This is a genomic window from Variovorax sp. NFACC27 (assembly GCF_048301545.1).
GTDB lineage: Bacteria > Pseudomonadota > Gammaproteobacteria > Burkholderiales > Burkholderiaceae_C > Variovorax > Variovorax gossypii.
Map to the genome: position 1 here is coordinate 1,897,791 of NZ_CP157613.1, position 24,211 is coordinate 1,922,001.

The window sequence follows — 24,211 nt, forward strand, 5'->3', positions numbered from 1 at the left end:
AAACGCCCGCCGGCGCGAAGGCGGGCGGGCGTTGGATGCTAGGTGAAAAAGACCGTCAGGCGAAGACGCCGGCCGTGTCCTGCATGCGGGCCGACACTTCGCCCAGGTGGTGCAGCGTGTCGCCGAAAGTCATTTCCATCTGCGTGAGCTTGCGGAAGTAGTGGCTGCCGATGTATTCGTCTGTCACGCCGATGCCGCCGTGCAGCTGCACCGAGTTCGCGGCGATGTAGCGCATCGACACGCCGAGCTGGTACTTGGCGCGGGCCAGCGCCTGACGGCGCTCCTCGGCCGGGGCGTTGAGCTTGAGCGTGGCGTAGTAGCTCATCGAGCGGGCGAGCTCGAGCTGCATCTTCATGTCGGCGACGCGGTGGCGCAGCGCCTGGAAGCTGGAGATGACCACGCCGAACTGCTTGCGCTGGTTCAGGTATTCGACGGTGAGGTCGACGGTCTTGTCCATCACGCCCACGCCTTCGGCGCAGACGGCGGCGATGCCGACGTCCACCGCGTATTCGAGGGCTGCGAGGCCGTCGAGCGTCACCAGCGTGGCATCGGCCTTGTCGAACACGACCTCCGCGGCGCGGGAGCCGTCCTGCGTGCCGTAGCCGCGCGCTTCCACGCCGCTGGCGCTGCGCTCGACCAGGAAGAGGGCGATCTTGCCGTCGACCTTGGCCGGCACCAGGAAGGCATCGGCCTCGTCGCCCACGGGTACCACGCCCTTGGCGCCGTTCAGCGACCAGCCGCTGCCCGCCTTGGCGGCATGCGCCTCGCACACGTCGAGGCGGTAGCGTGCCTTGCGCTCCTGGTAGGCCAGCACCACGATGGCCTGGCCGCCCGCGATGCGCGGCAGCCAGTTTTCCTTGGTGTCGGCACCGGCGTAGCCGCTGAGCACCGCGCCGGCGATCAGCGTCTGCGCGAAGGGCTCCAGCACGATGCCGCGGCCGAGTTCTTCCATGACGACCATGCCGGCCACCGGGCCCATGCCCAGACCGCCGTCGTCCTCGCCGATGTAGAGGCCGCCCAGGCCGAGCTCGGCCAGTTCGTCCCATGCCTCGCGCGAGAAGCCGCCCTTGGCCTCGATGCCGCGGCGGCGCTCGAAGTCATAGCCCTTGTCGACCCACTTGCGGACGGCGTCGCGCAGCTGTTCCTGGTCGTCGGTGAAATTGAAGTCCATGCTTTTTGTCTCCTCAGCCCAGAACCGTCTGCGCGACGATGTTGCGTTGCACTTCATTGCTGCCACCGTAGATGGTGGTCTTGCGCATGTTGAAGAAGGTCGACGTCAGCGGTGCGAGCGCCGGGTTGCCGCCCGGGAAGTTGCCCTGCCAGCCGGCTTCCATCGCCTCGCGGATCAGCGGCAGCGAGTAGGCGCCGCCTGCCAGCATCATCAGCTCGCTGTAGCGCTGCTGGATCTCGCTGCCGCGGATCTTGAGCAGGCCCGCCACGTCCAGCGAGTTCTTGCCCGAGGTGGCGGCCGAGAGCACGCGCAGCACCATCATCTCGAGGGCGACGACGTCGACTTCCAGCTTGGCGATCTCGTCGCGGAAGCGCTGGTCGTCGTAGACGCCTTCGGCCTTCGCGATGCGCTTGAGGCGCTCGAGCTCGCGCTTGGCGCGGTTCACGTCGGCGATGTTGGTGCGCTCGTGCGAGAGCAGGTGCTTGGCGTAGGTCCAGCCCTTGTTCTCCTCGCCGATCAGGTTCTCGGCGGGCACTTCGACGTTGTCGAAGAACACTTCGTTGACTTCATGGCCGCCGTCGAGCAGCTTGATCGGGCGCACGGTGACGCCGGGCGACTTCATGTCGAGCAGCAGGAAGCTGATGCCGGTCTGGGGCTTGCCCTCGTTGCTGGTGCGCACGAGGTTGAACATCCAGTCGCCGTACTGGCCGAGCGTGGTCCAGGTCTTCTGGCCGTTGACGATGTACTTGTCGCCCTTGCGCTCGGCCTTGGTCTTGACGGAAGCGAGGTCGGAGCCCGAGCCCGGCTCGCTGTAGCCCTGGCTCCACCAGACTTCGCCGCTGGCGATGCCGGGGAGGAAGCGCTTCTGCTGTTCGGCATTGCCGAAGGCCATGATGACCGGCGCAACCATCACGGGCCCGAAGGGCACGATGCGCGGCGCGCCGGCCAGTGCGGTTTCTTCCTCGAAGAGGTGGCGTTGCACGGCGGTCCAGCCCGGGCCGCCGAATTCCTTCGGCCAGCCGTAGCCCAGCCAGCCTTTCTTGCCGAGGATCTTGGCCCAGCCTTGCAGATCGTCGCGCGTCAGTTCGAGCGCGTTGTGTACCTTGTGCGAAATCTCCTTGGGGAGGTTGTCCTTGACCCAGGCGCGAACCTCTTCGCGGAACTTCTGTTCTTCGGGTGTGAAGCTCAAATCCATGCGTGCCTCGCTGTGTTGATCGGTTCACCGCAGACGCGGCTTGTCTCCGGAACCACGAGTTTTAGCACGGTCGTGCTGTGAAGCGGTGTCCGCGCCGCGACAAGGGCCGGTCGGCTGCCGGACGACGGGCGCGGGGCACGGATAATTCCGCCTCCCATGAAGAACATCGTGATCCTGATCTCCGGCGGCGGCTCCAATATGGAGGCCATCGTGCGTGCCGCCGGGCGCGACCGCTGGGCCGAGCGCTTCGGCGCGCGCATCGCCGCCGTGGTGAGCAACAAGGCCGAGGCCGGCGGGCTGGCGATCGCCAAGGCCCAGGGCATCGACGCCGCGGTGGTCCCGCACAAGGATTTCGCGACCCGGGAAGCCTTCGACGAGGAACTGGCGAAGGTGGTCGACGGTTACGCGCCGGCGCTGGTGGTGCTGGCAGGTTTCATGCGAATCCTGACGCCGGGCTTCGTCAACCGCTATGCGGGCCGGCTGGTGAACATCCATCCCTCGCTGCTGCCGGCGTTTCCGGGGCTGAACACGCATCAGCGCGCCATCGAAGCGGGCTGCAAGGTGGCAGGCGTCACGGTGCACCAGGTAACAACCGAACTCGATCACGGGCCGATCCTGGCGCAGGCCGTCGTGCCGGTGCTGCCGGACGACACGGCCGCCACCCTGGCCGGACGGGTGCTCGCACAGGAGCATCTGTTGTATCCGCGAGCCATCGCCGGCTGGCTGTCGGATACATCGTGTCACAATGAGTAAAGTTGTTTATATTCGCGGGTTTTCGGGAGTCCAGAAAGTGAAGAACCAATCGTTGCTGCTGGCGCTTGCCGGCGCCGCCCTGGTGGCGGGCTGTGCTGCTCCGGCACCCGCGCCCGCCCCAGCACCCGCACCTGCTCCGCTGCCCGAGCCGGTTTACCAGTGCAATGCTGACGGCGCCCGTTTCGCCATCGGCCAGCCGCTGACGCCGCAGCTCGAAGCCGCCGCCCGCGTGCGCTCCGGCGCCGGCACGGTGCGCACGCTGAAGCCGGGCGAGGCCACCACGATGGAACTCAACGGCGGACGCCTCAATCTCGATGTCGACGCCCGCAATCGCGTCACGGACGTCCGCTGCGGTTGACCCTACCCAGGTTGCCGCAAAGAAAGAATGAGGCGGCAACCCGCACAGGCAGAACGGGCCTGCGCAGCCCGGCTGGCTAGATCGGTGTGAATCTCCTTCTGGGCACGCCGTCGATCTCGACGGTTTCGCCGAACATGGCGGCAGGCCGGACCCAGAGGCCGTGGGCACCGTACAGGGCGCGGTACAGCGTCATCGGTTCCAGCGTCTCGCTGTGCCGCACGGTACCGAGCACTTCGTATTCGCCGCCCTTGTAGTGGCGGTAGCGCCCGGGGGGCGTCTCGATCAGGGGAGGGAGGTCTTCGTCGTTCAACGGCGGCTTGCCTTTCTTCAGAAACTGTCGGAGCTTGATTTGACGGGAGTCGGATGGATCGCGCTGATTTTGTTCACCTGGTTCGACTGAGCGAGCATGCCAGTGCGGACGACAGCGCGCGCTATCGACGCAGCGTCGCGGCCTTCGCCGCGCTCGGCTACCTGTGGGTGCTGGGCTGCCTCGGGCTGTCGGTGGGCATCATCACCTGGGTGCTTTCCTCGATCGGCGAGGAGCGCTTCAACTTCACGCGCGGCTGGCTGCTGCTGTTCGCCCTGGGGCTCCTGTGGGCCACGCTGCGCGCGCTCTGGGTGCGTTTCGACGACCCCGAGGGCGTCGAGCTCCGCCGCGAAGACGCGCCGGCGCTTTTCGAGGCGCTCGATCGCATCCGCGCCAGGATCAAGGGGCCGCCGGTCCACCGCGTCTACCTCGACGACGAATTCAACGCCAGCATCCGGCAGGTGCCGCGCTTCGGGCTGTTCGGCGGCGCGGTCAATTCGCTGAGCATCGGACTGCCGCTGCTGATGATGCTCGACCGGCGGCGGCTGCTGTCGGTGCTGGCCCACGAATACGGCCACCTGCGGGGCAATCACGGCAAGCTGAGCGCCTGGATCTACCGCACCCGGCTGTCGTGGCTCAAGCTCGACGCCAGCCTGCAGCGCAACGAAGGCGTGATGGCGCTGTTCTCGCAGGCCTTCTTCCGCTGGTACTTCCCGCGCTTCGCGGCCAAGACCTTTGCGCTGGCCCGCCAGGACGAATACGAGGCCGACCGCATCTCGGGCAGGCTGCTGGGCACGTCCGTCGCCGCCGCCGCATTGACCGAGATCGCCATCAAGGGCAACTGGTATGCCAACGAGTTCTGGCCCTGGCACTGGGCCCGCGCCGAGCACGAGCCGCAGCCCCCGGGTCCGTTCGAAGCCCTTCGCAAGCGCGTGCGCACGCCACCCGACGACGACTTCGCGCGCCAGGCGCTGCGCGAGGCGATGCGCCGCGTCAGCGACCTGGAAGACACCCATCCGGTCTTGAGGGACCGGCTCGAGGCGCTCGATCAGAAGGCAGTGATGCCCGAATGGTCGACGCGACCGGCGCTCGACCTGCTGGTCGACCGCAGGAAGTGGATCGAGTATTTCGACAATCAGTGGCGCCGGGCCCACGCGGCCGACTGGAAGCAGCACCATGCGCATCGATCGCGCATCCGCGAGCGCATCGCGGTGCTGGCTGCGCGCGGCGAGCGCAACACGCCGGACGAGATGGTCGAGTGGGCCGATTCCGAGCGCCGGCTCGACCCGTCCGCCCCTGTGCGCGTGCGCTACGAGAACGCCCTGCGGATCGCACCGGAGCATCCCGGCGCGCTGCGCGGACTGGCCCAGATGCTGCCGGCGAGCGACCGCGAAGCGCGCCTCGCAGTGCTCGAGCGGCTGCATGGCTCGGGTGCGGCCAGCCGGTGGTGGGCTGCCAGGAGCGCTGTCGCCTCGCTGGAAGATCCCGACACGGGTCCGCACGACGAGGAGGCGCTGAAGCTGTGGCGCGGCCGTCTCAAGGACGCGGAAGAGGCCGAGGCGCGTGCCTGGGAGGAGATCACCGGCACGCCGTTCTTCAGCCAGATCTCGCGGCACGACCTCAACGACTACGAGCTCGGCGAACTGCGGGCCGACCTCGTGCGTTGCCTGCCGGCTTCGCGAGCCTGGCTGGTGCGGAAGAACCTGCGCGAATTTCCGTGGCGCCGGGCCTACATCGTGTTCGTCGAGCTGCCGGGGCTCGACGACGAAGACCGCTGGCACCTGTGCCGCGAGCTGGAGCAGACCCTCACGCTGCCGGGCGCCGCGCTGGTGCTGTGGGCGGGGCATTCGCCGAAGCTGGAAGACATCGAGCGCGAGGCTTTCGGAGTGGTCTGGACGCGCGGCGCGTAGGCTCCGGGGCCAGGCCGCCTGCGGCTGAGACAATCGGGGGATGCATCCCAAAGCCTTGTTGGAGGCCGCCGCCGATCTGGTCGGCCTCGTCCTGAAATTCGATCACCCCGCCGACCAGGTCGTCTCGCGCTTTTTCCGCGAACACCGCGAGTTCGGCCCGCGCGAGCGCGCGACGCTCGCCGAAACCGTCTACACCGTGCTTCGCAAGAAGCTGCTCTTCGATCACCTTTCGCCCTCGGGCAGCGGCTCGAAGGAGCGGCGGACGGCGATCCTGGGCTTTCACGGCCCGCGGGATTTCCTGAAGAGCGCGCTCAACGACACCGAGAAGCGCTGGCTCGACAACTGCGACGCCGTCAAGCCGGATGACCTGCTGGAGCGGCACCGCCACAACCTGCCCGAGTGGCTGGTCGCGCCGCTGAAGGCGCAGCTCGGCGACGGCTTCTGGCCGCTGGTCGAAACGCTGCAGCAGCCCGCGCCGCTCGACCTGCGCGTCAATGCGCTGACCGACAAGCGCGCGGATGTGAAGGCCGAGCTTGCGCTGGCTGCTATCAAATCGGAAGCAACCCCGTTCTCGCCCTGGGGCCTGCGCATCGAAGGCAAGCCGGCGCTGACCAAGCTGGATGCCTTCGCGCGCGGCGCCATTGAGGTGCAGGACGAAGGCTCGCAGCTGCTGGCTCTGCTGCTGGATGCCAAGCGCGGGGAGATGGTGGTCGATTTCTGCGCCGGTGCCGGCGGCAAGACGCTGGCCATCGGCGCGACCATGCGCAACACCGGCCGGCTTTACGCGTTCGACACCTCGGCGCACCGGCTGGACGCGCTCAAACCGCGGCTGGCACGCAGCAAGCTGTCGAACGTGCATCCGGCGGCCATCGCCCACGAGCGCGACGACCGGATCAAGCGCCTGGCGGGCAAGATCGACCGCGTGCTGGTCGATGCGCCCTGCTCGGGGCTGGGTACGCTGAGGCGCAACCCCGACCTGAAATGGCGCCAGTCGCCCAGGGCGGTGGAGGAGCTGACGGTCAAGCAGTCGGCCATTCTGCAGAGCGCGGCACGGCTTGTTAAATCGGGTGGGCGTCTGGTTTACGCCACGTGCAGCGTGCTGCCGGAGGAAAACGAGGCGATCGCGGAGGCTTTCGGCGCCGCCAACCCCGATTTCGTGCCCGTGGATGCGGCGGAGTTGTTGCAAGGGCTCAAGGTCGAGGGTTTCGAGGCGCTTTGTTCGGGCGGGGAGGGCGCCAGGCGCTACCTGCGGCTGTGGCCGCACCGTCACGCGACCGACGGTTTCTTCGCCGCGGTGTGGAACCGCAAATAGGTGCCGGACTCCAAACTAGGGTTAATCTGCGCCTTTCTTGAAGGTTTAAAGGGCTTGTTTTAAGCCCCGCCACCTTAAAATCGCGGGTTATCTGAAGGCTGCATCTTCGTGTGGCCATGATGGAGTACCTGATTCAATGTTGCTTCCTGACTCCGCCGTTCTGAATGCGGCCATCGAATGGCTCGGACACGGCCTGTGGGATCTCACCTGGTGGCAGGTCGTGCTGTACACGCTCGCCACCACGCACATCACGATTGCCGCGGTCACGATCTTCCTGCACCGCACGCAGACGCACCGGGCCATGGATCTGGGCCCGATCCCTTCGCATTTCTTCCGCTTCTGGCTCTGGATCGGCACCGGCATGGTGACGAAGGAGTGGGTCGCGATCCACCGCAAGCACCACGCCAAGTGCGAAACCCAGGACGACCCGCACAGCCCGCAGGTCAAGGGTATCGAAGAGGTGCTCTGGCGCGGCGCCGAGCTGTATCGCGCCGAGTCGAAGAACAAGGAAACGATGGAGCGCTACGGTCACGGCACGCCCGATGACTGGATCGAGCGCAACCTGTATTCGCGCTACAGCTGGCAGGGCGTCGGCCTGATGCTGGTCCTGAACCTGGCGCTGTTCGGCGCACTCGGCATGGCCGTGTGGGCCGTACAGATGCTCTGGATTCCAATCACCGCCGCCGGCGTCATCAACGGCATCGGCCACTACTGGGGCTATCGCAACTTCGAAGCGCCCGACGCCAGCCGCAACATCATGCCCTGGGGCCTGATCATCGGTGGCGAGGAACTGCACAACAATCACCACACGTACCCCACCTCGGCCAAGTTCTCGGTCAAGAAGTACGAGTTCGACATCGGCTGGATCTATATCCAGGCGCTGCAGAAGCTGGGCTGGGCCAAGGTCAAGAAGGTGCCGCCGAAGATGCTGATGGGCGACATCCAGCCCGTGGCCAACGAGAAGACGCTCGAAGCCGTCATTGCGAACCGCTACGAAGTCATGGCCGGCTATGCGCGCGAAATGCGCCGTGCCACCAGCCTGGAACTGGCTGCCCTGAAGAACAAGGGTGCCGACCTGTCGGTGCTCAAGGCCGCCAAGCGCTGGCTGCATCGCGACGACGACAAGGTGCCTGCCTCGGCCCGCTCGCATGTCGTGCAGGCCCGTGCTGCCCATCCGGTGCTCGACAAGATGGTCACGATGCGCGAAGAGCTGCGTCAGCTGTGGCTCAACACCTCGCAGTCGCGCGAGCAGCTGGCGGCCGATCTGGCGGCCTGGTGCCATCGTGCGGAGGCCAGCGGCATTGCCGGTCTGCGCGACTTCTCGACCCGCCTGCGCGCTGCCCGCGCCTGAGGCGTTTCAGTCTCTCGATCAAAAAAAGCCGGCCTGCGGGCCGGCTTTTTTGTGCTCGTCATAAATTCGGCCGATTTGATCGATCGAATAAATAAACGGGCAATAAAAAACCCGCTGGATCATCAGCGGGTTTTTATTTGGGGAAAACCGGAGCCGAATTACTTCAGCTTGATTTCCTTGTATTCGACGTGCTTGCGCGCCTTGGGGTCGAACTTCATGATCGACATCTTTTCAGGCATCGTCTTCTTGTTCTTGCTGGTCGTGTAGAAGTGGCCGGTACCCGCGGTGGATTCCAGCTTGATCTTTTCGCGTCCGCCTTTGCTCGTTGCCATGGTTCAGCTCCTTAGGCTTGGCCGCGTGCGCGCAGGTCTGCGAGCACGGAGTCGATACCGTTCTTGTCGATCAGGCGCAGTGCGGCGCTCGAAACACGCAGGCGAACCCAGCGGTTTTCAGTCTCGACCCAGAAACGGCGATATTGCAGGTTCGGCAGGAACCGGCGCTTGGTTTTGTTGTTGGCGTGGGAAACGTTGTTTCCGACCATCGGGCCTTTGCCCGTTACGTCGCATACGCGTGCCATGAGGACACTCTTTCTTGAACAGCTGGCACCGGTGCAATCAGGACGATTGCAGGTGTTTTGCAGCTTGACCTCGCCAGAAAACGGGTGGCGGTACCCCGGCTTTGCCGCGACTCGTGGGAGAGCCCTGTTTCGGCAAAGCCTCGGATTATAGCCCTTTTGGGCTCCCCGTTGGTTACAGCGTGCCGTCCTGCTCCAGGAAACGCTGTGCGTCGAGTGCCGCCATGCAGCCCGTGCCGGCGCTGGTGATGGCCTGGCGGTAGATGTTGTCCTGCACGTCGCCGGCGGCGAAGACGCCCGGGATGCTGGTCATCGTGGCGAAGCCCTGCAGGCCGGAGCGGGTCAGGATGTAGTTGTCCTTCATCTCCAGCTGGCCTTGGAAGATGTCGGTGTTCGGGTGATGCCCGATCGCGATGAAGCAGCCCTTGAGGTCGATCTGCTCCGTGGCGCCGGTCTGCGTGTTCTTGATGCGGATGCCCGTCACGCCCGAATCGTCGCCCAGCACCTGGTCGAGCTCGTTGTGCAGCTTCAGCACGATCTTGCCTTCGGCGACCTTCTCCTTGACCTTGTCGATCAGGATCGGCTCTGCGCGGAACTTGTCGCGGCGATGCACCAGCGTGACCTTGTTCGCGATGTTGGAGAGGTAGAGCGCCTCCTCGACGGCCGTGTTGCCGCCGCCGATCACGCAGACCTCCTGCTCGCGATAGAAGAAGCCGTCGCAGGTCGCGCAGGCGGAGACGCCGCGGCCCATGAACTTCTGTTCGGAATCCAGGCCCAGGTACTTGGCCGAGGCGCCGGTGGCGATGATCAGTGCGTCGCAGGTGTAGGTGCCGCTGTCGCCGGTCAGGGTGAAGGGGCGCTTGCTCAGGTCGACCTTGTTGATGTGGTCGAACACGATCTGCGTCTTGAAGCGCTCGGCGTGTTCAAGAAAGCGCTGCATCAGGTCGGGGCCCTGCACGCCGTGAACGTCGGCCGGCCAGTTGTCGACCTCGGTGGTGGTCATCAGCTGTCCGCCCTGGGCAATGCCGGTGATGAGCAGTGGTTGCAGGTTTGCGCGTGCCGCATAGACGGCTGCGGTATAGCCGGCGGGGCCGGAGCCCAGAATCAAAACCTTGGCGTGTTGGGGTGCGGACATGAGTAGAAAACCTAGGATGGACGCTGCTTCAGCGTGTACATTTTCAGGGTGGTAGCGATATATACGGAGTATCACTGCCCGGTTCAACACCGGGTGAACGGTGTTTTCAATGCGCGCGATTGTAGTAATCCATCGGCTTGCTGCTTTCTGGATTGCTCCGCCCGCTGTCTCAGGGATTGAATAAATGTCGATGCTGTCCAACCTCGAATTGCTTCGGCGCGTTCCATTGTTCGCGTCGTTGACGGCCACGCAGTCCGCTAGCATCGCGGACGCGATCATCAAGAAGCGCTTCAAGCGCGCGGAAGTCGTCGTGGAGCAGGGCAAGAAGTCCGATGCGCTCTACATCATCCTGACCGGCCGGGCACGCGTCACGAGCGCCGACAGCCGGGGACGCGAGGTCATCCTCGCCACGCTGCATCCGGGCGACTACCTGGGCGAGATGAGCCTGATCGACGATGAGCCGCATTCGGCGACCGTACGCACCGAGATCCAGTGCGACGTGCTCATGCTGGGTCGCGACGCCTTCGCACGCTGCCTGCCCGAGAACTCCTCCATGGCCTACAACATCATGCGCGGCCTGGTGCAGCGCCTGCGCCATGCCGACCGCAAGATCGAGTCGCTGGCGCTGATGGATGTCTACGGGCGCGTGGCCCGCTCGCTGCTCGAATTCGCCGTGGAAGACGGTGCCGGCAATCTCAAGGTGCGCGACAAGATCTCCCGCCAGGACCTGGCCAAGATGGTCGGCGCCTCGCGTGAAATGGTGAGCCGCGTGATGAAGGACCTGGAAGAGCGCGGCTTCGTCCAGACGCTCGACGATGGCTCGATGATCGTCAAGGAACGGCTCCTGTCTCTGGCATGAGCCTCCAGGGCCGGGGCCGCCGTTGCAGGCGGCCCCGGCCTTTTGTTGTAGTGTTCGTGCGTCCGGCCCCTGCTTTTCGGGGCCGGGTGCCGTGTTTTTCATGACCTATTCGCTGAATACGCTTCAATCCTCCTCTGCCGCCGAAGGGCAACCCGTTCGCGTGCGCGCGATGCGCTTCGCCCACGAGATCACGCTGATCGCGGGATTCGCAGCGCTGCTGTTCTGGCTGCTGTCGATGCTGAGCTTCACGCCTTCGGATGCCGCCTGGTCCACCTCGGGCACCGGGGGCGAAATCAAGAACTGGGGCGGGCGCATCGGCGCCTGGCTGGCCGATGGCAGCTACTACGCCGCCGGCTATTCCGTCTGGTGGTGCCTCTTCGCGGGGCTGCGCGCCTGGCTGTCGTCGCTGGCCAACTGGCTGCGCGGCGGCGAGCCCTCTGCGGCTGAGCAGGCAACGCCGCGCGGGCGCTTCAACCGCAGCCGCCTCGCCTTCTGGCTCGGCCTGATCCTGCTGCTGTGCGCGAGCACCATGCTCGAATGGTCGCGCCTGTACCGGCTCGAAGCCCATCTGCCGGGCTCCGGCGGCGGTGCGCTGGGTTATCTCGTGGGGCCCGCCAGCGTGCGCTGGATGGGCTTCACCGGTTCGGCGCTGGTGGCCATCGCCGGCGGAGTGATCGGCTCCGCGCTGGTGTTCCGTTTCTCCTGGAGCCTGATCGCCGAGCGCATCGGCGCCCGGTTCTACTCCCTGTTCGAGTCGCGCCGCGAGAAGCGTGAGCTGGCAGCCGACATCGCGATGGGCAAGCAGGCCGCCCGCGAGCGCGCCGAAGCTGACGAACCGGCCTTCACGCGTGGCGATGCTGATTCCGGCCGGTCCGAGCCCTCGATGGCCCCGTCATCCGGCGCCTTTGCCGGCGACGACGACGAAATCCGCATCGACCCGCCCCCCAAGCGCCGCGCCCCTTCGCCACCGGTCCAGATCGAGCCGGCGATGACCGAGGTGCCCCGCAGCGATCGCGTCGTCAAGGAGCGCCAGAAGCCGCTCTTCAAGGAACTGCCCGACAGCAAGCTGCCGCAGGTCGACCTGCTCGACCCCGCGCAGGCGCGCCAGGAAACGGTCTCGGCCGACACGCTCGAGATGACCTCGCGCATGATCGAGAAGAAGCTCAAGGACTTCGGCGTCGAGGTGCGCGTGGTGCTCGCCTCGCCGGGCCCGGTCATCACGCGCTACGAGATCGAGCCCGCCACCGGCGTCAAGGGCTCGCAGATCGTCAACCTCGCGAAAGACCTGGCGCGCTCGCTCTCGCTGGTGTCGATCCGCGTGGTCGAGACCATCCCGGGCAAGAACTACATGGCGCTCGAGCTGCCGAACGCCAAGCGCCAGTCGATCAAGCTCAGCGAGATCCTGGGCTCGCAGGTCTACAACGAAGGCAAGTCGATGCTCACCATGGGCCTCGGCAAGGACATCATCGGCAACCCCGTGGTGGCCGACCTCGCGAAGATGCCGCACGTGCTGGTGGCCGGTACCACCGGCTCGGGCAAGTCGGTGGGTATCAACGCGATGATCCTGTCGCTGCTGTACAAGGCCGAGGCGCGCGACGTGCGCCTGCTCATGATCGACCCGAAGATGCTCGAGATGTCGGTCTACGAGGGCATCCCGCACCTGCTGGCGCCCGTGGTCACCGACATGCGCCAGGCCGCGCACGGCCTGAACTGGTGCGTGGCCGAGATGGAGCGCCGCTACAAGCTCATGAGCAAGCTCGGCGTGCGCAACCTGGCCGGCTACAACACCAAGATCGACGAAGCGAAGGCGCGCGAGGAGTTCATCTACAACCCCTTCAGCCTCACGCCCGACGATCCGGAGCCGCTCAAGCGCGAGCCGCACATCGTCGTGGTGATCGACGAGCTGGCCGACCTGATGATGGTGGTCGGCAAGAAGATCGAAGAACTCATCGCCCGCCTCGCGCAGAAGGCGCGCGCCGCCGGCATCCACCTCATTCTTGCCACCCAGCGTCCCAGCGTGGACGTGATCACCGGCCTCATCAAGGCCAACATTCCGACCCGCATCGCCTTCCAGGTGTCGAGCAAGATCGACAGCCGCACCATCCTCGACCAGATGGGCGCCGAGGCGCTGCTCGGCATGGGCGACATGCTCTACATGCCCAGCGGCACGGGCCTGCCGATCCGCGTGCACGGCGCCTTCGTCAGCGACGACGAAGTGCATCGCGTGGTGGCCTACCTCAAGAGCCAGGGCGAGCCCGACTACATCGAAGGCGTGCTCGAAGGCGGCACGGTCGATGGCGACGGTGACGGCGACCTGCTCGGCGGCGGTGGCGACGGCGAGAAGGATCCCATGTACGACCAGGCGGTCGAAGTGGTGCTCAAGAACCGCAAGGCCAGCATCTCGCTGGTGCAGCGCCACCTGAAGATCGGCTACAACCGCGCCGCCCGCCTCGTCGAGGACATGGAGAAGGCCGGCCTGGTCAGCGCCATGAGCGGCAGCGGCCAGCGCGAGATCCTGGTGCCGGCACGAGCTGCCGAATGACCGGCTGCGAGGAGCGGCGAGCGGCAACCATCCGGGTTACGTGCTGAAAGGCAATTTGCAAAAGCGCCTTGCGGCATTGCAAATCTTCATCAAGGCCTACACCTGCCGCAATTCGCGGCGGGTAGGGTCGAAAGCCTGATGCACAGCCATTCGAGGAATCCAAATTGAAATTGCGTCACTGGCTACTGATCGGCCTCCTGAGTTCCGCCAACGCCTGGGCGGGCGGGCTCGAGAGCCTCGAAACCTTCGTGAGGACGGTGAAGTCCGGCCGCGCCGACTTCACCCAGACCGTCACCGCCCCCGCGCGTGAAGGGCAGCCGGGCCGTACCAAGACCTCGGCCGGCACCTTCGAATTCCAGCGTCCCGGCAAGTTCAAGTTCGACTACCAGAAGCCCTTTGCGCAGAGCATCGTGGCCGACGGAAAGACGCTCTGGCTCTACGACGCCGACCTGAACCAGGTCACGCAGCGCGCGCAGGCACAGGCACTGGGCTCCACGCCCGCGGCACTGATCGCCGCCGCACCCGACCTGAAGGCCCTGCAGGCCGATTTCATGCTCGAAGCCGCGCCCGAGCGCGACGGCCTTCAGTGGGTCAAGGCCACGCCCAAGAACAAGGACGGACAGCTGCAGAGCGTGCAGGTCGGCTTCCAGGGCGATGCACTGGCGGCGCTCGAGATCCTCGACAGCTTCGGCCAGCGCTCGGTGCTCAAGTTCAGCAAGGTCGAGGTGAATCCCTCGCTGCCCGCCAGCGTGTTCGACTTCAAGCCGCCGGCCGGCGCCGACGTCGTCAAGCAGTAAAAGTAAAAAGCCCACGGGATTGGCCTCCACCGCGCATCAACCCCTTGCCGAACGCCTGCGTCCCAAGACACTGGGCGAGGTGATCGGCCAACAGCACCTGCTCGGCCCGGGCATGCCGCTGCGCATCGCCTTCGAGTCGGGCCAGCCGCATTCCTGCATCCTCTGGGGGCCGCCGGGCACCGGCAAGACCACCATCGCGCGCCTGATGGCCGATGCCTTCGACGCGCAGTTCCTGAGCATCAGCGCGGTGCTCGGCGGCGTGAAGGACATCCGCGAAGCGGTGGAGCGCGCCACCGCCGCGCGCGACGGGCTGACGCAGCAGCGCACGATCGTCTTCGTCGACGAAGTGCACCGCTTCAACAAGAGCCAGCAGGACGCCTTTCTGCCGCACGTGGAGTCGGGCCTCTTCACCTTCATCGGCGCGACCACCGAGAACCCTTCGTTCGAAGTCAACTCGGCGTTGCTGTCGCGGGCTGCCGTCTACGTGCTGCAGTCGCTCGACGAAGGCAACCTCAAGCAGATCGTGGCGCGCGCGCAGGCCATACAGGCCGTGCCCGCCATCGACGACGTCGCGGTCGATCGCCTCGTGGCCTACGCCGACGGCGATGCCCGCCGGCTGCTCAACACCCTCGAGACGCTCGCGGTCGCGGCCCGCGCCGAGAAGCTCGACCACATCACCGACGAGTGGCTGCTGCGCGTGCTCGGCGAGCGCATGCGGCGCTACGACAAGGGCGGCGAGCAGTTCTACGACACCATCAGCGCGCTGCACAAGTCCGTGCGCGGCAGCGACCCTGACGCCGCTCTCTACTGGTTCGTGCGCATGCTCGACGGCGGCGCCGACCCGCGCTACATGGCGCGCCGGCTGGTGCGCATGGCCAGCGAGGACATCGGCCTGGCCGACCCGCGCGCGTTGCGCCTTGCGCTCGATGCCGCCGAGGTCTACGAGCGACTGGGTACCCCCGAGGGCGAGCTGGCGCTGGCCGAATGCGTGGTCTACCTCGCGATCGCACCCAAGTCGAACGCCGTCTACAAGGCCTACAACGCGGTGCGCGCGCTCGTGAAGACCGACAGCACGCGCCCGGTGCCCATGCACCTGCGCAATGCGCCGACCAAGCTCATGAAGGAGCTCGACTACGGCAAGGGCTACCGCTACGCGCACGACGAGGAGGGCGGTTTCGCCGCCGGCGAGCGCTATCTTCCCGATGGCCTGGAGGGCCAGGTTTTCTACGAACCGGTAGAGCGTGGACTCGAAATCCGCATCGCGGAAAAGCTGCGCGACCTGCGCCGGCGCAACGACGAAGCCAAGGGCTGATACAGCCGTCTATACCCTGTTGCAGCATGCGCGCAAAGCGTGCATGACCCCACGCGCATACAGCATGACGTGAGCGGGTAAACCCCGGTCCGCGCGCACCAAATCAGCGCTGGTGCGTGACTACAATCCCGCCCACAAATCCGCCGGCGACACATGCTGGCTGGTTTTTTGCTTGTCAAGCCAGGGGCGCCAAACCGGTGACCCGGTGGGTGAATGGCACCCCAACGGTGCAACACATAGGAAATCGCGTTATGGACATTTTGCTGCAGCAGATCATCAACGGTCTGGTTCTCGGCAGCATGTACGCCTTGATAGCCCTGGGCTACACAATGGTGTACGGCATCATCAATCTGATCAACTTTGCGCACGGTGAAGTGCTGATGGTGGGGGCTCTCACGAGCTGGACCATCATCGGCCTCATGAAGGACGGCATGCCCAACACGCCGGGCTGGCTCATCCTCTTCATCGCGCTGATCATCGCCTGCGTCGTCGCGGCAACCCTGAACTTTGTGATCGAGAAAGTGGCCTACCGGCCGCTGCGCAACAGCCCCAAGCTCGCGCCGCTCATCACCGCCATCGGCATGTCGATCCTGCTGCAGACGCTGGCAATGATCATCTGGAAGCCGACCAACAAGGCATACCCGACGCTCCTTCCCTCCGACCCCATCCACCTCGGCGGCGCGGTCATCTCTCCCACCCAGGTCATGATCCTCAGCGTCACGGCGTTCTCGCTCGTGGTGCTCATGTGGCTGGTCAACTACACCAAGCTCGGCCGCGCGATGCGCGCCACCGCCGAGAACCCGCGCGTTGCAGCGCTCATGGGCATCCGCCCCGACATGGTCATCTCGGCCACCTTCATCATCGGCGCCGTGCTCGCCGCCATCGCCGGCGTGATGTACGCCTCCAACTACGGCATCGCGCAGCACGCGATGGGCTTCCTGCCCGGCCTCAAGGCCTTCACCGCGGCCGTGTTCGGCGGCATCGGCAACCTGGCCGGCGCGGTGGTCGGCGGCATCCTGCTGGGCCTCATCGAGGCCATCGGCTCGGGCTACATCGGAACGCTGACCGGCGGCGTGCTCGGCAGCAACTACAGCGACATCTTCGCGTTCATCGTGCTGATCGCCATGCTCACGCTGCGCCCGTCGGGCCTGCTGGGCGAACGCGTGGCCGACCGCGCCTGAGGAGCTCGCCATCATGAAGAACAGCAAGAACCTCGCCCTCTACGTCATCGGCGCCATCGCCGTGCTCGCGCTGCCGCTGCTGCTGCAGATGCAGGGCAACGCCTGGGTGCGCATCGCCGACATCGCACTGCTCTACGTGCTGCTGGCCCTGGGCCTGAACATCGTGGTCGGCTACGCCGGCCTGCTCGACCTGGGCTACGTCGCCTTCTTCGCGGTGGGGGCCTACCTCTTCGCGCTGATGGGCTCCACGCACCTGTCCGAGACCTTCGAGTGGTTCAAGATCACGTTCCCGAACGGCATGCACACCTCGCTGCTGATCGTGATACCGCTGGCCTTCGTGCTCGCCGCGGTGCTCGGCGTGCTGCTGGGCGCGCCCACGCTCAAGCTGCGCGGCGACTACCTCGCCATCGTCACGCTCGGCTTCGGCGAAATCATCCGCGTGTTCCTGAACAACCTCGACCAGCCGGTGAACATCACCAACGGTCCGAAGGGCATCACCTCGATCGACTCGATCAAGTTCTGGGGGCTCGACCTGGGCAAGGCGCTGAAGTTCGACGGCTTCACCATCTCGTCGGTCACGCTCTACTACTACCTGTTCCTGGCGCTGGTGCTGGCCACCATCCTCATCTCGCACCGCCTGCAGCTCTCGCGCATCGGCCGCGCTTGGATGGCCATTCGCGAAGACGAGATCGCCGCCAAGGCCATGGGCATCAACACCCGCAACATGAAGCTGCTGGCCTTCGGCATGGGCGCGAGCTTCGGCGGCGTCTCCGGCGCGATGTTCGCGGCCTTCCAGGGCTTCGTGTCGCCCGAGTCCTTCAGCCTGATGGAGTCGGTGATGATCGTGGCCATGGTGGTGCTCGGCGGCATCGGCCACCTGCCCGGCGTGATCCTGGGCGCCATCCTGCTGGCGGCGCTGCCTGAAGTGCTGCGCTACGTGGCCGGTCCGCTGCAGTCGCTGACCGACGGCCGCCTCGACGCGTCCATCCTGCGCCAGCTGTTCATCGCGCTGGCCATGATCATCATCATGCTGGTGCGCCCGCGCGGCCTGTGGCCCTCGCCGGAGCACGGCAAGTCGCTGACCAGGAAGGGCGGCGTGCCCGTCGACCCGACCCATGCCGCAGTGGCCCCCGGCTCGCTGCAGACTCACGCGCCGGGCGTCGATTCGCCCGCCGACGAGCTGCCTGGCGGCGCCAACCGTCCCATGTCGATCAATCCCTGAACGCCGAAGGAGAAATCAACATGACGGCAGACACCATCCTCGACGTCCGAGGCATCTCCAAGCGCTTCGGCGGGCTGCAGGCCCTGTCCGACGTAGGCATCACCATCAAGCGCGGCCAGGTCTACGGCCTGATCGGCCCCAACGGCGCCGGCAAGACCACGTTCTTCAACGTGATCACCGGCCTGTACACGCCCGACAGCGGCACCTTCGAGCTCGCGGGCAAGCCCTACCAGCCGACGGCCGTGCACGAAGTGGCCAAGGCCGGCATCGCGCGCACCTTCCAGAACATCCGCCTCTTCGCCGAAATGACGGCGCTCGAGAACGTGATGGTCGGGCGCCACATCCGCACCCATTCGGGCGTGCTCGGCGCGATGTTCCGCACCGGCGGCTTCAAGGCCGAGGAAAAGGCCATCGCCGACCGCGCGCACGAACTGCTCGACTACGTGGGCATCGGCAAGTTCGCCGACTACAAGGCGCGCACGTTGTCGTACGGCGACCAGCGCCGCCTCGAGATCGCGCGCGCGCTGGCCACCGATCCGCAGCTCATCGCGCTGGACGAGCCCGCCGCCGGCATGAACTCCACCGAGAAGGTGGCGCTGCGCGAGCTGATCGACCGCATCCGCCGCGACAACCGCACCATCCTGATCATCGAGCACGACGTCAAGCTCATCATGGGCCTGTGCGACCGCGTCACCGTGCTGGACTACGGCAAGCAGATCGCCGAAGGAACGCCGGTGGACGTGCAGAAGAACGAGAAGGTGATCGAGGCCTACCTCGGCACCGGAGGACATTGAGATGAGCGCAGCAACGATGACGAGCGAACAAGACACCGCGACGAAGACGGCGGGCAAGGTGCTGCTGAAGGTCAACGGCCTGAAGGTGGGCTACGGCGGCATCCAGGCCGTCAAGGGCGTGGACTTCGAGGTGCGCGAAGGCGAGCTGGTCTCGCTGATCGGCTCCAACGGCGCCGGCAAGACCACCACCATGAAGGCCATCACCGGCACGCTGCCGGCCGGGGCCGGCCACATCGAGTTCCTGGGCCGCAGCATCAAGGGCCGCGGCGCGTGGGACCTGGTGGAAGAGGGCCTCGTGATGGTGCCGGAAGGCCGTGGCGTGTTCACGCGCATGACCATCACCGAGAACCTGCAGATCGGCGCCTACATCCGCAAGGACAAGGCCGCGATCGCGAGCGACATGGAGCGCGTGTTCGTCACCTTCCCGCGCCTGCGCGAACGCAAGGACCAGCTGGCCGGCACGATGTCGGGCGGCGAGCAGCAGATGCTGGCCATGGGCCGTGCGCTGATGGCGCGCCCCAAGGTGCTGCTGCTGGACGAGCCCACCATGGGCCTGTCGCCGATCATGTGCGACAAGATCTTCGAGGTGGTGCAGACCGTGGCCTCGCAGGGCGTGACCATCCTGCTGGTGGAGCAGAACGCCAACCGCGCGCTGCAGCTGGCCGACCGCGGCTACGTGATGGAGTCCGGGCTCATCACCATGAGCGGCGAGGCCAAGGCCCTGCTGAGCGATCCGCGCGTGCGGGCCGCGTACCTCGGCGAATAAGCGGACGTTCCGTTCGCCACAGGCGGTGCGGGCCGCGCCCGGATGGCGCGGCGGTACGCACCGCCTTTTTCTTTTTGCTGCCGGCTACATCATTGCCGCGGCGGCCTTGATCGCCTCGCGGATGCGGCCGTAGGTGCCGCAGCGGCACACGTTCTCGATGGCGTCGATGTCGGCGTCCGTCGGGTTGCGCGTGCGGCGCAGCAGGTCCACCGCCGCCATGATCTGCCCCGGCTGGCAGAAGCCGCATTGCGGCACGTCGAGGTTCAGCCAGGCCTGCTGCACCGGGTGCAGCGTGTTGCCGTTGGCCAGCCCTTCGATGGTGGTCACCTGCCGGCCGCGCACGTCGGAGACGCGTACCGAGCACACCGTCACCGCCTTGCCGTCCACGTGGCATGTGCAGGCCTTGCAGACGTTGATGCCGCAGCCGTACTTCGGCCCGGTGATGCCTAGCTTGTCGCGCAGCACCCAGAGCAGGGCCATGTCGTCGGGCGCCTCGACGTCGACGTTCTGGCCGTTCACCTTGAAAGATTGCACGGGCATGGGGAACCTCCTCAGGTCGGGATCGGAACGTTGACGGGGGTGGGCAGCTTGCCCGGCGGGATCGGCGTGAAGTCGACCGGAAAGTTCAGCGGAAAGCTGCGCGGCTTGGTGCCGGTGGCGCGCGCGTATGCGTTGGCGATGGCACCCGAGCTTGCCGACAGGCCGACCTCGCCCAGGCCGCCGATGGCCTCGCCGCTGGCCGGCATGATGATGACCTTCACGTCCTTCGGGTAGTGCTTCATTCGCGAGAAGTGGTACTGCGAATAACTGCCTTCAAGCGGCAGCCCGTTCTGGATGTGCAGGCCCGCGCTGAGCACCAGCGCGATCGACTCGCACAGGCCGCCCTGCATCTGCGCCTCGATGCCCGATGGGTTGATCGGCGTGCCGACGTCGATGGCGATGGTCGCGCGCACCACCTTCGCGGCCGACGGCACCCGCGCATCGATCTCGACGATGCAGGCCGTGAACGACTTCGACTCCTGGTGCACGCCCACGCCCTGCGCGAAGCCCGCGGGCATCGCCTTGCCCCACTGCGCGGCCTCGGCCACCGCCTTGAGCGCCGCGCGGGCGCGCGGCAGTCGCAGGTACTCGAGCCGGAAGGCGACCGGGTCCTTGCCCGCCGCCTTGGCCATCTCGTCGACCAGGATTTCCTCCACCAGCCGCGAAGGCTGGATGTGCACCGAGCGGTACGAGCAGGTGTTCATGTCCATCGCCACCGGCGTCAGCAGCTTGGTCGTGACGCCGAAGTTGTAGGGCGAGGTGACCATGGTCTTGAACATGATCTGCTCGATCGCGAAGTTGCCCACCGTCTGCGGAAAGGCGTTGGGCAGCGCGATGGCCGCGGCTTCCAGCATGTTGCCGAAGCCGTGGCGCGTGTCGAGCCGCACGCCGGCGATGCGTTGCTCGAAGGCGATCACCTGGCCCAGCAGCATCGTGGCGCGCGCCTTGTGGAACATCGGCGGGCGCACGCGCGTGTGGCGCATGTCGTCGGTGCGGTGGTACATCAGGCGGCAGGGGCGCCCGAGTGCCTTGGAGACCTGGATCGCCTGCAGCACCGGGTCCCAGAAGAGACGCCGGCCGAAGGAGCCGCCCGAGGGCACCGCATGCACGATCACCTTGCTCAACGGCAGGCCGAGTTCGGCCGCCACGGCCTGCTGCGTGACGATGGGACTCTGCAGCCCGGCCCAGATCTCGGCCCGGTCGGGGCGCACGTCGGCGATCGCGCATTCGACTTCCATCGGGCAGTGCGCGGCGGGTGCGAACTCGAACTCGCCCTCGACCGTCAGCGCGCCCAGCGGCGGCAGCGCGAACGGCAAGAGCGCCGACTTCAGCTTGCGCATGATGGTGGCGTTCGATTCGCCGTCGATCGGGCCGGCGGCCCAGGTCACGTCGAGCGCGTTCACCGCGGCCCATGCCTGCCCGAAGGTCTCGGCCATCACGGCCACGCCGGGCGGCGTCGGCGTGATGCCGTTGGTCGATGGAATCGGCACCACGCCGATCACGCCCGGCATGGCCGTCACCGTGTTCATGTTGTTGATGCTCACGAACTTGCCGTTGATGGTCGGCGGGCGCCGCACCATCGTCGGCATCGCGCCGGGCACTGACTGGTCGAGCGTGAACTTCTTGCGCCCGGTGACGATGTCGAGCGCGTCGAGCCGCGTGACGCGCTGCCCGACCACCGAGGGCGTGGAGCCCGAGAGCAGTCCGCCCAGTCCGCCCAGCACGGGCATCCCGGCATGCAGCGAGCGCACGCTCGACGAGCCGCCGGTGAGCTGGTTCCAGATCAGCTCGGGGCTTGCGTCGGCCGAGGTCACCTCGATGGCGCTCAGCGGCAGCCGCAGCTTGTCGGCCAGCATCATCGCGGTGGCCGTGGCGATGCCCTGGCCCACCTCCAGGCGTGGCAGCGCGAGCCGCACGCGGCCGTTCTCGCCGTTCGTCACTTTCACCAGGGGCATGGTCGGCAGCGAAGTCACCGTCACCGCGTCGCCGATGTCGATCAGGTCGGTGGTGTCGGGCGGCGTCATCGGCAGCAGCGCGGCGGCTGCGGTGGAGGGCACCGCGAGGCCGGCGAGTCCGGCGACCCCGGCTGTTGCCGACACCAGCGGCGCGGCCGTTGCGTAGCCCAGCACATCGCGCCGGCGCAGGCCCGGCGCATCACCGTCGTCCGGCCCGCGCGGGGGGCGTGAAGGACGCGGGCTCTCGTTCGAGCGCTTCATCGTTGTCTCCTTGTTGTGGTGGCGAACGCAGGCCACTGTGGCATCATGGCCGCGCCGAGGATGTCGTTGGAACGACATTTCTTACGGCCCCGGTGGCCGGCCCCCGCGACGGGCCGCCAGCTGTCTTGGGAGGAGACCGCAGGAGGAGGCCTGACGATGTCGACGAGCGCGCTGGAGAACATGCTCCGCGAGAGCCTGTGGGCACGAGCCCTCACGAGCGAGGAGCTCGATCGCGTCGTGCAGGAGTCCCACGAGCGCGCGGTGCCTGCCGGCGGTTTTGTCGTGCGGCGCGGCGAGCCTGCCGATCACTGGGTCGGCGTGATGGACGGCCTGCTGAAGATGTCCGTGTCGCTGCCCGACGGGCGCGTTTCCACCTTCACCGGCGTCACAGCCGGAGGCTGGAGCGGAGAGGGCTCCCTGCTCACCCCCGGATGCTGGCGCTACGACGGCGTGGCATTGCGCCCGACGCGCGTTGCATGCATTCCGCGGCACAGCTTCGAGCGCCTGCTGGCCTCGAACATCGAATTCAATCGGTTTCTGTTGTTACACATCAATGCGCGGTTGAGCCTGTTCATCGGGCTCATGGAATTCGACCGCCTGCTGGGGCCGGACGCGCGCGTGGCGCGTTGCCTCGCCAGCCTGTTCGATCCGATCCTGTATCCGCGCGCCGACCGTTTCGTGCGGCTGAGCCAGGACGAGATCGGCCTGCTGTCGGCGGTGTCGCGCCAGCGCGCCAACCGGGCGCTGCACGCCCTGCAGCGCGACGGCCTGCTGCGCGTGGAGCACGGCGGCGTCGAGGTGCTCGACCTGGCGGGGCTGCGCAGCTATTCGGGCGAGGCTTCGACGGCGGCAGCCGCAGCCGGAACGAGCAGCACCGATGCCTTGCCCGACGACCTCGTCAGTCCACCTTCGCGCCGGTGGCCTTGACGACCTTCTCGTACTTGCCGAGCTCGCTCTTCATGAAGGCGCCGAACTGCTCGGGCGAGCTGCCGACCGGCTCGGCCAGCAGCGATGCGAAGCGGGTCTTCGTTTCGGGCGCGTTCAGCGCCGCCACGAAAGCCTGATTGAGCTTCACCACCACGTCGTGCGGCGTGCCGGCCGGCGCGACCAGTCCCCACCAGGTGTCGATCGAGAAGCCCTTGAGCGTGTCGGCCACGGGCGGCACCTCGGGCAGCGAGCTGCTGCGCTGAAGCGTCGTCACCGCGAGCGCCTTGAGCTTGCCTGAGCGGATGTTCGGCGCGGCGGTGGCGAGGTTGTCGAAGTTGAAGTCGACCTGCCCCGAGATCAGCGCCAGCTGCGCCGGGCTGCCGCCGTTGTACGGGATGTGCAGCGCGAAGATGCCAGCTTCCTTCTTGAACAGCTCGCCCGCGAGATGCCCCGCGCTGCCGTTGCCGCCGCTGCCGTAGTTGAGCTTGGCGGGGTTGGCCTTGGCGTAGCGGATCAGGTCGGCCACGCTGTTGATGTTCAGGCGCTTCGCGGTGTCGGCGTTCATCACCAGCACGTTGGGCACGCGGACCATCTGCGTGATCGGCGCGAAATCGGTCGCGGCGTTGAACGGCATCTTGCTGTAGAGCCACGGGTTCACCGCGTTGGTGGCGGTGGCCGCGATGCCGATCGTCAGGCCGTCCGCGGGGGCCTTGGCCACCACGTCGGCGCCGATGTTGCCGCCCGCGCCGGGCTTGTTGTCGATGATGACCGTGCCCAGCGAGTCCTTCACGCGTTCGGCCAGGATGCGCGCGGTGTTGTCGATCGGGCCGCCTGCCGCGTAGGGCACGACGAGGCGGATGGGGCGCTGCGATTGCTGCGCCATGGCCTGGCCTGTGCCCAGCAGGGTGGTGGCGCTTGCGATGAGGGTGAGGAGGAAGTGTCTCGTCTTCATTTTGTTCTTGGGTCTGTTCTCGGGGATCGGGAAATCA

The 24,211-nt window shown here is 66.6% G+C and carries 23 protein-coding genes; 14 read left to right on the plus strand and 9 right to left on the minus strand.

The features are described 5' to 3' along the window. Positions 1–55 precede the first annotated feature (55 nt). Together ABL840_RS08840 and ABL840_RS08845 are read right to left on the minus strand one after the other, a co-directional pair. The gene (locus tag ABL840_RS08840) at positions 56–1,171 is read right to left on the minus strand and encodes an acyl-CoA dehydrogenase family protein (protein ID WP_093305988.1); all 1,116 of its coding nucleotides are present in this window, start codon (positions 1,169–1,171) and stop codon (positions 56–58) included. A gap of 13 nt (positions 1,172–1,184) precedes the next feature. Beyond that, positions 1,185–2,366 carry an acyl-CoA dehydrogenase family protein gene (locus tag ABL840_RS08845; RefSeq protein WP_093205442.1) on the minus strand — a complete coding sequence of 394 codons (1,182 nt, stop codon included), beginning with the start codon at positions 2,364–2,366 and terminating at the stop codon, positions 1,185–1,187. 156 nt (positions 2,367–2,522) lie between these two features. On the opposite strand from ABL840_RS08845, the gene purN reads away from it, so the two are divergent. Further along, on the plus strand, positions 2,523–3,119 hold the full coding sequence (purN, locus tag ABL840_RS08850; protein WP_093305986.1) for a phosphoribosylglycinamide formyltransferase: 597 nt from the start codon (positions 2,523–2,525) through the stop codon (positions 3,117–3,119). A 37-nt stretch (positions 3,120–3,156) separates the two neighbouring features. After that, a complete protein-coding gene (locus ABL840_RS08855) occupies positions 3,157–3,477 on the plus strand; it encodes an I78 family peptidase inhibitor (protein ID WP_093305984.1) in 321 nt (106 codons plus the stop codon). A 76-nt stretch (positions 3,478–3,553) separates the two neighbouring features. Here ABL840_RS08855 and ABL840_RS08860 read toward each other — a convergent pair whose 3' ends face one another. Further along, entirely contained in the window at positions 3,554–3,787 is a 234-nt protein-coding gene (locus tag ABL840_RS08860) for a DUF1653 domain-containing protein (protein WP_093205436.1), read from the minus strand. Between the two features lie 53 nt (positions 3,788–3,840). Here ABL840_RS08860 and ABL840_RS08865 point away from each other — a divergent pair, with 53 nt between their 5' ends. The 3 genes from ABL840_RS08865 (at position 3,841) to ABL840_RS08875 (ending at position 8,357) form a co-directional block, all read left to right on the plus strand. Then, the gene (locus ABL840_RS08865) at positions 3,841–5,694 is read left to right on the plus strand and encodes a M48 family metallopeptidase (RefSeq protein ID WP_093305982.1); all 1,854 of its coding nucleotides are present in this window, start codon (positions 3,841–3,843) and stop codon (positions 5,692–5,694) included. Positions 5,695–5,734: 40 nt separating this feature from the next. Then, positions 5,735–7,006 (plus strand): RsmB/NOP family class I SAM-dependent RNA methyltransferase, encoded by a 1,272-nt coding sequence (locus ABL840_RS08870; RefSeq protein ID WP_093305981.1) that lies wholly within the window; start codon positions 5,735–5,737, stop codon positions 7,004–7,006. Between the two features lie 136 nt (positions 7,007–7,142). Beyond that, on the plus strand, positions 7,143–8,357 hold the full coding sequence (locus ABL840_RS08875) for a fatty acid desaturase (protein ID WP_093305979.1): 1,215 nt from the start codon (positions 7,143–7,145) through the stop codon (positions 8,355–8,357). 158 nt (positions 8,358–8,515) lie between these two features. Here ABL840_RS08875 and rpmG read toward each other — a convergent pair whose 3' ends face one another. From rpmG to trxB, 3 genes are all read right to left on the minus strand, one after another. Further along, positions 8,516–8,689 carry a 50S ribosomal protein L33 gene (gene rpmG / locus ABL840_RS08880; RefSeq protein ID WP_007830291.1) on the minus strand — a complete coding sequence of 58 codons (174 nt, stop codon included), beginning with the start codon at positions 8,687–8,689 and terminating at the stop codon, positions 8,516–8,518. Between the two features lie 11 nt (positions 8,690–8,700). Next, on the minus strand, positions 8,701–8,934 hold the full coding sequence (gene rpmB, locus ABL840_RS08885) for a 50S ribosomal protein L28 (RefSeq protein ID WP_081265743.1): 234 nt from the start codon (positions 8,932–8,934) through the stop codon (positions 8,701–8,703). Positions 8,935–9,106: 172 nt separating this feature from the next. Further along, a complete protein-coding gene (gene trxB, locus ABL840_RS08890) occupies positions 9,107–10,066 on the minus strand; it encodes a thioredoxin-disulfide reductase (protein ID WP_093205428.1) in 960 nt (319 codons plus the stop codon). 184 nt (positions 10,067–10,250) lie between these two features. Here trxB and ABL840_RS08895 point away from each other — a divergent pair, with 184 nt between their 5' ends. The 8 genes from ABL840_RS08895 to ABL840_RS08930 all read left to right on the plus strand — a co-directional run bounded on the left by ABL840_RS08895 (position 10,251) and on the right by ABL840_RS08930 (position 19,539). Continuing rightward, positions 10,251–10,925: a Crp/Fnr family transcriptional regulator gene (locus tag ABL840_RS08895; protein ID WP_007830295.1), complete on the plus strand. Its 675-nt coding sequence runs from the start codon at positions 10,251–10,253 to the stop codon at positions 10,923–10,925. 100 nt (positions 10,926–11,025) lie between these two features. Beyond that, the gene (locus ABL840_RS08900; protein ID WP_093305978.1) at positions 11,026–13,467 is read left to right on the plus strand and encodes a DNA translocase FtsK; all 2,442 of its coding nucleotides are present in this window, start codon (positions 11,026–11,028) and stop codon (positions 13,465–13,467) included. Between the two features lie 164 nt (positions 13,468–13,631). Next, complete coding sequence (gene lolA, locus ABL840_RS08905; RefSeq protein WP_093205426.1) at positions 13,632–14,264, plus strand: outer membrane lipoprotein chaperone LolA; 633 nt, start codon at positions 13,632–13,634, stop codon at positions 14,262–14,264. A gap of 19 nt (positions 14,265–14,283) precedes the next feature. Further along, positions 14,284–15,576, plus strand: a complete 1,293-nt coding sequence (locus ABL840_RS08910) for a replication-associated recombination protein A (protein WP_093205423.1) — start codon at positions 14,284–14,286, stop codon at positions 15,574–15,576. A 251-nt stretch (positions 15,577–15,827) separates the two neighbouring features. After that, the gene (locus ABL840_RS08915; protein ID WP_019654264.1) at positions 15,828–16,757 is read left to right on the plus strand and encodes a branched-chain amino acid ABC transporter permease; all 930 of its coding nucleotides are present in this window, start codon (positions 15,828–15,830) and stop codon (positions 16,755–16,757) included. Between the two features lie 13 nt (positions 16,758–16,770). Then, positions 16,771–17,979, plus strand: coding sequence for a branched-chain amino acid ABC transporter permease (locus ABL840_RS08920; RefSeq protein WP_093305976.1), 1,209 nt, complete (start codon positions 16,771–16,773; stop codon positions 17,977–17,979). 20 nt (positions 17,980–17,999) lie between these two features. Beyond that, positions 18,000–18,773 carry an ABC transporter ATP-binding protein gene (locus ABL840_RS08925; protein WP_093205417.1) on the plus strand — a complete coding sequence of 258 codons (774 nt, stop codon included), beginning with the start codon at positions 18,000–18,002 and terminating at the stop codon, positions 18,771–18,773. Between the two features lies 1 nt (position 18,774). After that, positions 18,775–19,539, plus strand: a complete 765-nt coding sequence (locus ABL840_RS08930; RefSeq protein WP_240652121.1) for an ABC transporter ATP-binding protein — start codon at positions 18,775–18,777, stop codon at positions 19,537–19,539. A gap of 84 nt (positions 19,540–19,623) precedes the next feature. On the opposite strand, the gene ABL840_RS08935 is transcribed toward ABL840_RS08930, so the two are convergent. Further along, on the minus strand, positions 19,624–20,079 hold the full coding sequence (locus ABL840_RS08935) for a (2Fe-2S)-binding protein (RefSeq protein ID WP_019654260.1): 456 nt from the start codon (positions 20,077–20,079) through the stop codon (positions 19,624–19,626). An 11-nt stretch (positions 20,080–20,090) separates the two neighbouring features. Then, positions 20,091–22,295 (minus strand): xanthine dehydrogenase family protein molybdopterin-binding subunit, encoded by a 2,205-nt coding sequence (locus ABL840_RS08940; RefSeq protein WP_093305974.1) that lies wholly within the window; start codon positions 22,293–22,295, stop codon positions 20,091–20,093. 156 nt (positions 22,296–22,451) lie between these two features. Between ABL840_RS08940 and ABL840_RS08945 the strand changes: the two genes are divergently transcribed. Beyond that, on the plus strand, positions 22,452–23,222 hold the full coding sequence (locus tag ABL840_RS08945) for a Crp/Fnr family transcriptional regulator (RefSeq protein ID WP_093305972.1): 771 nt from the start codon (positions 22,452–22,454) through the stop codon (positions 23,220–23,222). Here the strand turns inward: ABL840_RS08945 and ABL840_RS08950 are convergent. Continuing rightward, entirely contained in the window at positions 23,194–24,174 is a 981-nt protein-coding gene (locus ABL840_RS08950) for a Bug family tripartite tricarboxylate transporter substrate binding protein (RefSeq protein ID WP_093305970.1), read from the minus strand. The genes ABL840_RS08945 and ABL840_RS08950 overlap by 29 nt on opposite strands. Positions 24,175–24,211: the final 37 nt, after the last annotated feature.

Excerpts from the sequence above, each read along its gene's own strand:
- ABL840_RS08900 (WP_093305978.1), top strand. The coding sequence starts at position 11,026 with ATGACCTATTCGCTGAATACGCTTCAATCCTCCTCTGCCGCCGAAGGG.
- ABL840_RS08925 (WP_093205417.1), top strand. The coding sequence starts at position 18,000 with ATGACGGCAGACACCATCCTCGACGTCCGAGGCATCTCCAAGCGCTTC.
- ABL840_RS08930 (WP_240652121.1), top strand. The coding sequence starts at position 18,775 with ATGAGCGCAGCAACGATGACGAGCGAACAAGACACCGCGACGAAGACG.
- ABL840_RS08945 (WP_093305972.1), top strand. The coding sequence starts at position 22,452 with ATGTCGACGAGCGCGCTGGAGAACATGCTCCGCGAGAGCCTGTGGGCA.
- ABL840_RS08895 (WP_007830295.1), top strand. The coding sequence starts at position 10,251 with ATGTCGATGCTGTCCAACCTCGAATTGCTTCGGCGCGTTCCATTGTTC.
- ABL840_RS08870 (WP_093305981.1), top strand. The coding sequence starts at position 5,735 with ATGCATCCCAAAGCCTTGTTGGAGGCCGCCGCCGATCTGGTCGGCCTC.
- ABL840_RS08935 (WP_019654260.1), bottom strand. The coding sequence starts at position 20,079 with ATGCCCGTGCAATCTTTCAAGGTGAACGGCCAGAACGTCGACGTCGAG.
- ABL840_RS08865 (WP_093305982.1), top strand. The coding sequence starts at position 3,841 with ATGGATCGCGCTGATTTTGTTCACCTGGTTCGACTGAGCGAGCATGCC.
- ABL840_RS08940 (WP_093305974.1), bottom strand. The coding sequence starts at position 22,295 with ATGAAGCGCTCGAACGAGAGCCCGCGTCCTTCACGCCCCCCGCGCGGG.
- ABL840_RS08840 (WP_093305988.1), bottom strand. The coding sequence starts at position 1,171 with ATGGACTTCAATTTCACCGACGACCAGGAACAGCTGCGCGACGCCGTC.
- rpmB (WP_081265743.1), bottom strand. The coding sequence starts at position 8,934 with ATGGCACGCGTATGCGACGTAACGGGCAAAGGCCCGATGGTCGGAAAC.
- ABL840_RS08950 (WP_093305970.1), bottom strand. The coding sequence starts at position 24,174 with ATGAAGACGAGACACTTCCTCCTCACCCTCATCGCAAGCGCCACCACC.
- ABL840_RS08845 (WP_093205442.1), bottom strand. The coding sequence starts at position 2,366 with ATGGATTTGAGCTTCACACCCGAAGAACAGAAGTTCCGCGAAGAGGTT.
- ABL840_RS08875 (WP_093305979.1), top strand. The coding sequence starts at position 7,143 with ATGTTGCTTCCTGACTCCGCCGTTCTGAATGCGGCCATCGAATGGCTC.
- purN (WP_093305986.1), top strand. The coding sequence starts at position 2,523 with ATGAAGAACATCGTGATCCTGATCTCCGGCGGCGGCTCCAATATGGAG.
- trxB (WP_093205428.1), bottom strand. The coding sequence starts at position 10,066 with ATGTCCGCACCCCAACACGCCAAGGTTTTGATTCTGGGCTCCGGCCCC.
- ABL840_RS08920 (WP_093305976.1), top strand. The coding sequence starts at position 16,771 with ATGAAGAACAGCAAGAACCTCGCCCTCTACGTCATCGGCGCCATCGCC.
- ABL840_RS08915 (WP_019654264.1), top strand. The coding sequence starts at position 15,828 with ATGGACATTTTGCTGCAGCAGATCATCAACGGTCTGGTTCTCGGCAGC.
- rpmG (WP_007830291.1), bottom strand. The coding sequence starts at position 8,689 with ATGGCAACGAGCAAAGGCGGACGCGAAAAGATCAAGCTGGAATCCACC.